Raw genomic sequence first — 8,680 nt, 5'->3', positions numbered from 1 at the left:
TTGGAGTTCGGCTCGAAGACGCGGCGTCGTGCGGGCGCTGCCGTGAAGAATACTTCCCATAATGCATCCTCTTCCTGACGACTCAGGTTCAATGATGCACCATCACACTCAGGGACTACACACCTAGTCCTGCGCTACGGCACTGCAGCAGGCCTGCTGATCGGCGCGGCGGGGCGCGGATCGAGGAAGCTGCGCCCAAGCTGCCGGAACCACTCTTCTAACTTGACATCCTGTCCGAGATCGCCTGTGATCGCGGGAAGGAACATTTTCTCACCTACATGCTCGCCGAGCGCGCGGTAAGCTTCGAATTGCGGCTCGGAAAAGAACTGGTCGGCCGTCGAATGATGGGGAAATGATGGCTCGTCGAGCTTGTAGCGGCGCAGGAACTCGCCCTCGTTGCCGGTCAGCGATAGTTTGAGATAGACGAGATATCCGATCTCTTGCTCCGAATCCTGGGCGCCCTTCGGATAGAGGATGCGGCATAGCTGAAAATGCGAGCGGCTTAGGCCGGCTTGGTTCAGGCGTAGGTCGTCGAGGTTGACCTCCAGCACAATCCCGAAGTCGATGTAGGCCAGACGCTGTAGGTTGGTGAGCGCATGGAAAGTCATCTGGGGATCGTTCTCACCGTCGACTGCGACGATAAAGCGGCATCGGCGCCGAAGTAGTTCGTAGACGCCAAGATTTTCGATATGCCCGCCGTCCGAGATGTGGACATAGGCGTCATTTTCATCGGCCGTCGCGCTCAGTTCGCGCAACAGATAGCCGATGCCGGGGCCTTTCGTTTCGTCTTCGCCTGCTTTCCGAAGCCATGCGCCCAGCCTGAGGTTCAGCAGCGTCAGCCAGAAGCTGGCATAGCGCGACGTACGCAGCCCCATTTGCGGCGAGACGGCCGCGCCCGACAATGCCATCGCCGTGGCGATGTCCAGTTGCGGATGTCTCTTTTCCCAAAGGCTTGTAGCTTCGTATTTGAGCACCGGTGAGCCAGTGGCGACGGGCGTGAACGAGAAAACGTCCGACAGGCGGCCCCGCATCGACGCATTCTTCGAGCCCGGAAGGTTGACGGCGCAGTTGATGATCGGGAAGTGCGCCCAATCGGGAGTGAATTCAGTGAGGCGGATCGGTTTAGCCGGCTGGCGCGCCGCATCGATCAGGAAGGCGGTGGCGAGCTTCTCCCTGTAATAGCCATGCAGAGAAATCGAATTCACGTCGAGGAAGAGCCAGAGATATCCGAAGATAACCATCAGACTGGCGAATGCGAGGGTGGCATAAGGCAGTTGCAGCGCGGTGTAGCTATAGAAGGCGATCGTTTCCAGCACCGCAAAAAAGATGAAGATGAGAATAGTCAAAAGGATCGGCCTTGCTTTGATGAGCCGGGCCATGACAGCGCCGGTCAATGCCGATCCGGACACGAATACAGCCGCGAGCGTCGTCATCACCCCTCTCTCCGGTACCTCTTTCACCAGCACATTGTAGAGAGTATTCCACAGAGCTGTGACCGGTTGCCACAGCGTATGCACCAGACCGAGCGCCAGCCAAAAAAGCGGCAGCAGGAACATGACCCCGAGCACCGCCATCCAGAAAAGACTGCCCGCGGAGAACAGCGTGATCTTTCTAAGCAGCGGGATCGCGAGGAAAACGGCAAGTAGGCCGATTGACATGATCGAGGTCCACTGGCCGGCCGGTGCGGGTACGATCTCGCGAAGCATGTAGTCGACAAAGGCGAAGGCGGCGGCAAGCAGGGCCACGACGGCGAGGTTCATGAAGATCCCATAGGCCTGGGTCATCGCGATCCCGAGCCGTTCCCACAGCGATCCCGAGAGATAGCTGGCATTCTGCCGGATGGTCCGAAGTAGCTCCGATTCGCCTTCGTTGCGGGCGAATGGTAGATGATCCCGCTTCAGGCTAACCTGCGGATCATCCGGCTGCACAAGCCCGCTCTGGGCCGACTTTCCCCTCTCCGGCAGCGACCCGAGCAATTGCGTTAGGAAGATTCCGGCATAGCCACCGCCCGAAACGGTCGAGAGATAGTCGAACTGGCGGAGAAGATTGCGCTTGGCGAGCGACGACATGACGCCGAGTGCGAACGTCGCGCTGCGAATACCCCCTCCCGACAGCGCGAGCCCTGCTGCCCACGGTTGAGTGGCTGTCAAGCTGTAGCTTTCTCGGCGCCTTTGAACCCAGACAGCTTCTTGCTCCACAAGGTCCCAATGTGCTTCGCCTTTGGCGGCGGACTTTTCCCCCATCGGCCGCCACGTGACGGACTTTGACATTTCATCGTCGATCGGTCCGAGATTGGGATTCGATGCCGCAGCATCCGGGATGAGGTAGCCCTCGGCAGACATGACCGCCTGCAGCGCATGATCCAGCGATATCAGTGCCGTCTGGACGTTTTTGAGTTCGGCGCGGAACTGATCGGTCGTGTCGAGGGCATTGAGCACGCCCGCGGCTTTTTTCGCGTGCCACTTGGCGGTGAACGGACGGACGTGGGTGTTGAGCACGTACCAGACCAGCGTCTCGAAGGTGGTCCCCTTCAGGTTCGCGTCACATATCGCGCGAGCCCGAGCGAAAAGATCGAACACGCTGGTCAGGGCGCGCTCCTCTACGCCCTCGCTATAGCCGAGAGGTTGTGTGGCGATCCGCGATATAAGTTCGATATGAAATGCATGCGCCGCCAAGGCGTCTTGCGCGTCCGGCTCCCAGAGGCGCTTGCCATAGGTTGCGAAGAAAACCTCACCGAATGCGCTATCTGGATCGGTAGCCCCAAGGATTTCGGCCCAGGTCTTCCCGGGATTGCTTGTCTTCGCCACCATGCTCTCCCGTCCCCATTTGGCGCTGCATGCTGTATGCGCAACCAGATGGTTCTGTGGTGAAGGCGCGCAACTCGATCATACAGAGAGACGCGGCACGGGCGCAATGGCCAAGACGCAAGAGGGCGGCCATGTATTGCGGTTTCGCTGTATCGCCGCACAACCCGCCGGCAATCACCGCGCCATAAGATCGCCGAGGCTTCGATCGGTACGTTTCACGCTGTCCGCGAGAATGGCTTGAGGATCTTCCTCGCGAAAGCGCGCTAGCGCCTTCAGGTCCCAAACCCGGATATAGGGATCCTGCGATGTCGTCAGCAGCCAGGTGCCGGTTAGATCGACCGCCGCCGTCTGGACCCATTGATCATCATGGCCGCTGAGATGGACGAGCGAGGTCCAGGACCCCGCCTGCCAGATCGTGGTGCCACCCTGGCCGCTGGCGATCAACACGTCTCCCGACGGTGCGAACGTCACCTGCTCGACATAGCTGCTGTCGGTGGCGGCTTCCAGCGTGGCAATGAGCCCCGCGGTGGAGGCATCGAAGATACGGACGAAGCCGTCGCGAGACGCCGTCGCCACCAATTTGCCGTCTGTGCTGAAGGTGATCGACGTCACGGAGCCGGCATGCCCCGGGAGGTCCCGGTAAGAGCCGGGCCGAGTCAGATCCCATAGCCGTGCCGTTGTGTCATAGGATGCTGAGGCCAGGACGGGCGCCACCGGATTGAAGGCCAGCGACATTACGGCACGGCCATGGCCAGTGAGGACGGCATTGGCTTTTCCCGCCTTCCTGTTCCAGACGACGATAGTGGTCGAATCCACATCTTTCTGGCCGGAGTCATGCGTGGCGAATGCGAATAGCGATGCGTCCTTAGACGCCGTGATCAGGTTGACGGGCTGGTCGTCCTTCGCGACCGCGATCTCGTCCACCGAGTGTCCATCCAGCGTCACGGTCCGGATGACACCTCTCTGCGAACCCGTGGTCAACGTCCTGCCGTCAGCGGAGAACAGCAAGCCTTCGCCCCTGGCATAATCGCCGCTGATCGTGTCGATGAGGCGCCGGCTGGTGAGGTCGAAGAGCCGGATGCTCTGGTCCAGCCCCTTTATCGCGACACGCGCCGCTTTTGGTGAAAACGCGACATCTGGCGTGAAGGAATAGTCGCCCGGCATGCGATCTGGAGGACGAATGGTCCAAGTCTCCGCGCCGTCGCCGATCGTGTAGTTGCGAATGACGCCCTGATCGCTGCCGATGGCGAGCCGTTTGCCTGCAGGATCGAAGGCAACGCTCGTTATATGCGCCTTGAGCGTGCGATACGGGTTGATATGGGCAATCACCGTCCCATTGATCACGTCGATAATGCTGACGCCGCCGTACATCGCCAGAGCGACCAGCTGGCCGTCCGGGCTAAAGGTCATGCTGTTGACCTCTCCGGGAATAGTGATGGCATGCACCGGTTGCACCGGCTTGTCTACCGACCAGATCACTAGAATATTCTGGCCCGCCGCGGCAAACAGCCTGCCATTGGGACTGAATGCGATATGGGAAAGCCGATTGATCTGGGGCGCGAGCGGCAAGGCCTCCGGCGTTCCGTAATAGGTCTCTTTGTAGAAGCGGATTTGGCCGGAGCTGTTGGCCACGGCGAGTTGTGTCCCATCAGGAGAGTAGGTTACGCCGACGGGAGAGACGCCCGTGAGAGGCACGACGCCGTCAGGCTCGCCATCCAGCCGATAGAAGACGACCATATCGCCTTGGGCGACGGCAAGGCGTCCGTCATTGCTATCCAGGCTGGCGCACTGTTTGGTATATCCCCGGGCCGGTCGCTCGATGCTGATTCCGGCTGTCATGTCCCACAGCTTGAGGCCTCCACTAAATGTGCATCCGACAATCCACCGTCCAGTGGGGTCGAATTCGATGCTGCTTAACCCACCGGAAGTGTCGTCGATGACACTCACTTCTTGCCCGGTGTCGGCGTCGTGAAACCTGAGATCGCCCCCGAGCCCAGCACTCACCAGCCTCTTGCCGTCCGGGGAGAAGGCGAGGCTGCTTGCGGACGTGTCGTGCCCGCCCAGCCATTCCAGCTTTTCGAGCGAGGCAACGTCGTACGCATTGAGGCGTTCGCCGATTGCGAACAGCCGCTTCGAGTCGGTCGAGAACGCGGCCGACCACACCGCGCCGACACCATGACGCCTAGCCTCGACTTTCCGGAGCCGTTGCGAGCCGATATCCCAGATCTCGCTGCCGCTCCGCGTTGCAATCGCCAGCATGGTGCCGTCAGGCGAAAAGGTTAGCGCGCTTTGACCCGGATATCCGGGGCTGTCAAAGAGTTCTCCCAGGAAGGCGGATGTTTCCAGCGACCAGACCCGCACGCATTTGCAGGGCAATGGCTCTCCGGTATGGCTTACATAGCGCTCGTCCGTGCCCCACTCGGCCACACGCTTTCCCTCGGTATCGACCGCCATCGATGTGATCGCCAGCTTGTCGGCCTTGAACGCCGAGAGATCAGTGCCGTTTTCCGGACTTATCCTGCGGATGAAGCCCTTGGTGTCTCCAGCTATGATCTCAGGTCCGTCGGGCCGTATGACCGCGGCGGAGACGCTGTTGCCCGGAATGGGGGTGGTCGCGAGTGTTCCATTGACCTCCCTGCGCGCCAGCTGGTTGTCGCTGCTGATGCTCCAGAGACGGCCCTTCCGGTCGAAGCCTAGGGCAACGACGCGTGCCGGTCGCGGCGCATAAGTCTCGATCGACGATCCGTCGAGCATATCCCAGACATGGATAGATCCTTCGACATCCGCGCTGGCAAGGCGCTTGCCATCTGACGACAGTGCAAGCGCTACGACCAGGGCGCGGTGTCCGCCAAGCTCAATGCGCTCCGAGCCGTCGGCGATGCTCAGCACTCGGATGGTGTAATCGCCCTGCGCGGCGACCACTTCCTTGCCGTCCGGAACAGTCAGTATTGCGTTGCCGCCCATGCGGGACGGCGCGTCCCAGAGATGGGAAATGCCCTGGGCCCTTATCCGGAGCAGGGACTCTCGAACCTGGGCACGGTCCTTGGCGGCGATCGAGGCCGCATATCCCGATTCCGCATCCAGCACTTCCTTCTGGGCGGACCAGTTGTCGGCGAGACGCGCAATCGACTGCGCCTCGTTATTGACGGCCGCTTCGCGCTCGCGGGCCGCAGCCGCACGGTTGATCAGGGCCCAGACAGCCAGGCCGGACACGATGACAGTCGCCACCATGGCGCCGAAAGCGATGCGGCGGATATTCGCCATCTGCCTTTCTTGATCGCGGTTTTGAAGCGCGTCGAAGCCGACGCCGAGCATGCCCGCAACAAGCCGCAGCAGCGCTATGCGCCGCACACGCCGCAGGCTCACGTCCGTCACTGGCCTGAGATCCGCCGCCAAAGGCTCCTCCCGGCGGCCTAATGCCCGTTCGACCTCGTCGGGCCTCGTGCTGATCGTGCGCAGCGCAGACGGAAATGACTCGGCCGGCTCTCCTTCGAGAAGCACGGCGAAGATCCTGTCGCGCCGACCTAGCCGGATGAATTCCAAGATCTCATCATTGATCCAGGGTCGATCGGCAGCCTCTGGCGAGCACAGCACGACGAGGTTCCTGCTCTTCTTGAGCTCGGCGACAATGACGTCCCACAGATGGGGCGTCGCCGCAAGATCCGCGCTGGCGAGGAATACCTTGCCGAGGCGCCGCGGCACCTTGAGCTGCTTTGCTAGATCTGCCGGTACGGAATATGTTTCGAGCGCCGTCAAGAGCCATTCGGCCTGGACGGTGTCGTTTGCGTGGTGATGGTAACTAATGAAGGCGTAGTTCTCAGCGGCGCTGACGGGCTCGGCGTTCAGCGGCCACCCGAGTGCAGCCAGCAGCCTGCGGAACCAACCCCGTTTTGTTGCCTGATCCTCCGTATGCATGTGCGGTTTTCCGACCGTTCTTCATGGCGGGCGCGATGATAGTCGAAGACGAGGCCGTGTGCAATTTTGGCGCGCAAAGGTGGAGAGCTTACGTGCGTGTCGAAGAGTCCCTTTCTAAAGGCACCGTGGCCGCAACCGGAACAGTTCCGCTCCAAGGGGTTCGTGCGGCGTATGACGTTCGCAACGTCAGAGGGGCCAACAACCTCCGGCCGGGCACACCGCTGCCACCGGAGCGCGTCGGCCCAGTTCTGGAATGAAGATTTCGCTAAGTGAAGCGATCAATATTTTCCGCAACGACCTCGCGAAGCTCGAGCGTGATATCACCCGAGAGGTGAAGGTTACACTATCACAAAATCAGTTTGACGAGCTTGTCGCGCGACCCGAGCGCGAGACGGCGATGTTTCGCAATGCTGACTACAGCAACCCCATCATAAGGTTTCTCGAAAGCAAGAATGGGCGTGAGGAGCATTTCACCAGTGCGCAGGTCGAGGCGCTATTCAGTGGTGGTTAGGCAAAAAGATCTGCAATGGCGAGCTCTTCGCGAACCTCTTTTGGAGATTTGAGCGGCGCGACCATTGCCTGCCTACGCGTACGCTCACCAGACATAGGTCTCGATCCGCGAATGACACCCGACGAAGGAAGTTGCCACTTGGGAGGAAAGAACAGGTCGATATTTCGCTCCGACCCTGAGTATTTCGCTTTGATCCGGCTGCGCGCGCTGGTCAGTTGGGGAACCGCCTCGCGGCAATATTTGTCGAGTTCGCAGAATAGGCCCTGGCAATCGATACCATGCAGCCTGCGGCCGAACAAACCTCGAAAGGGCAGGCCTAGCCGTCGGAATTCCTCGTCCTGCCGATCTACCATCCAGAGGATGGTGTCCGCCGGCGAGTAATCCCCAAGATTGGTGAAGGCCTTCTTCAGTCCACGCAGCGCGCCTGGGCCGGCTTGAGTATAGTCGTCCTCGCTGAAGTCGAGCAGTTCGGAGTAATTGAGGTCGATTGCAGTCTGATAGGCCATGAACGGTCCCATCAGCGGAAAGCCCTGCAACAATTCCACGACGGCTTCCAGTGACGGCGCCTGTAGTACCCGCTCGGCACAGGCGTGATCGAGGAACATGTGCTTGAAGAGCGCAACGTGGTTGCGGTGCTTCTCGTCGAAACCGAACGCCTTGTTGGCACAAAGGATAAATGCACCGGTGTAGAGCCCGCCGTTCTGCGCCTTGACTCGATCGAGAGCCCGCTCGAATTCGCCTGAGCGCAGATGATCGAGACGTGGTGACCCTCCGAGTTCGGAGGTTACCGATTCCCACGTGGCAATGTTGCTGAAGGTGCGGAAGGCGGTAATCTGGAACACTCGATCGCGGGCGGTGGTTTCGGCGTCCTGTCCGTACGCCACGTCCTTGATCATGAATTGAGACACGCGGTCAGCCGCCCGAAAAACGTTGCAGAACTTATAAACCTGCAGAATTGGGTCGGACGTCCAAGGCTGGCTCTGTCCGGCCAGTCGCGCCTCGAAGGCCGATTGTCGCCGTGATGCGAACGTCCAGTACAGCTCATAAACTCCGTTGCGTAGCTGGGGCGGACTGCGTCGGCTGAAGTGGGTCGGGGTAGGGTTCATAGCTGCCTCAAGAATACACCGGTGCCATGCAGGTTGAAGTATCGTGTGTCGGCTGCGAGTTGTTTTGCGGCTATTCTCTCACCAATAGTGTCGATGTGGCGCTCGTGTCCCGTCCAATGATCGAAAATAATCGCGCCCCCGGTTTGGGTCCGATCAGCTATGACACGAATGATCGCCTCTGCCGACGTGAAATTGTCGGTATCCACGAAAGAAAGCACTAGGTGTGTGGTCCCGGAATGAGATGGTGCGGATTGATTTTGAAGATTGACGGGTCCCTTGTCCAGGCGTTGCAGATTGCTTGATAGGGCGTTCGCCATCGGAGCGCCTTGAGGTGTTTGGCG

Annotated in this window: 4 protein-coding genes and 1 pseudogene; 1 reads left to right on the top strand and 4 read right to left on the bottom strand. The window is 60.1% G+C overall.

All coding sequences use genetic code 11. From position 1 onward, the window contains the following. Nucleotides 1-134: 134 nt before the first annotated feature. A complete protein-coding gene (locus IB248_RS30600; RefSeq protein ID WP_210333097.1) occupies nt 135-2,807 on the bottom strand; it encodes a patatin-like phospholipase family protein in 2,673 nt (890 codons plus the stop codon). A 174-nt stretch (nt 2,808-2,981) separates the two neighbouring features. After that, entirely contained in the window at nt 2,982-6,722 is a 3,741-nt protein-coding gene (locus IB248_RS30595) for a TIR domain-containing protein (protein WP_192242218.1), read from the bottom strand. 253 nt (nt 6,723-6,975) lie between these two features. Here IB248_RS30595 and IB248_RS30590 point away from each other — a divergent pair, with 253 nt between their 5' ends. Continuing rightward, entirely contained in the window at nt 6,976-7,233 is a 258-nt protein-coding gene (locus IB248_RS30590) for a hypothetical protein (protein WP_192242217.1), read from the top strand. On the opposite strand, the gene IB248_RS30585 is transcribed toward IB248_RS30590, so the two are convergent. Both IB248_RS30585 and IB248_RS30580 read right to left on the bottom strand, forming a co-directional pair. After that, the gene (locus tag IB248_RS30585) at nt 7,230-8,339 is read right to left on the bottom strand and encodes a nucleotide kinase domain-containing protein (RefSeq protein WP_192242216.1); all 1,110 of its coding nucleotides are present in this window, start codon (nt 8,337-8,339) and stop codon (nt 7,230-7,232) included. The genes IB248_RS30590 and IB248_RS30585 overlap by 4 nt on opposite strands. A 217-nt stretch (nt 8,340-8,556) precedes the next feature. After that, nucleotides 8,557-8,680 (bottom strand): annotated as a pseudogene (locus IB248_RS30580) (IS481 family transposase); the annotation flags it as partial.

Source organism: Rhizobium sp. RHZ01, assembly GCF_014851595.1.
GTDB lineage: Bacteria > Pseudomonadota > Alphaproteobacteria > Rhizobiales > Rhizobiaceae > Rhizobium > Rhizobium altiplani.
Note: the sequence above shows the minus strand (reverse complement) of the source record. Positions and strands in the feature narration are given on the sequence as shown.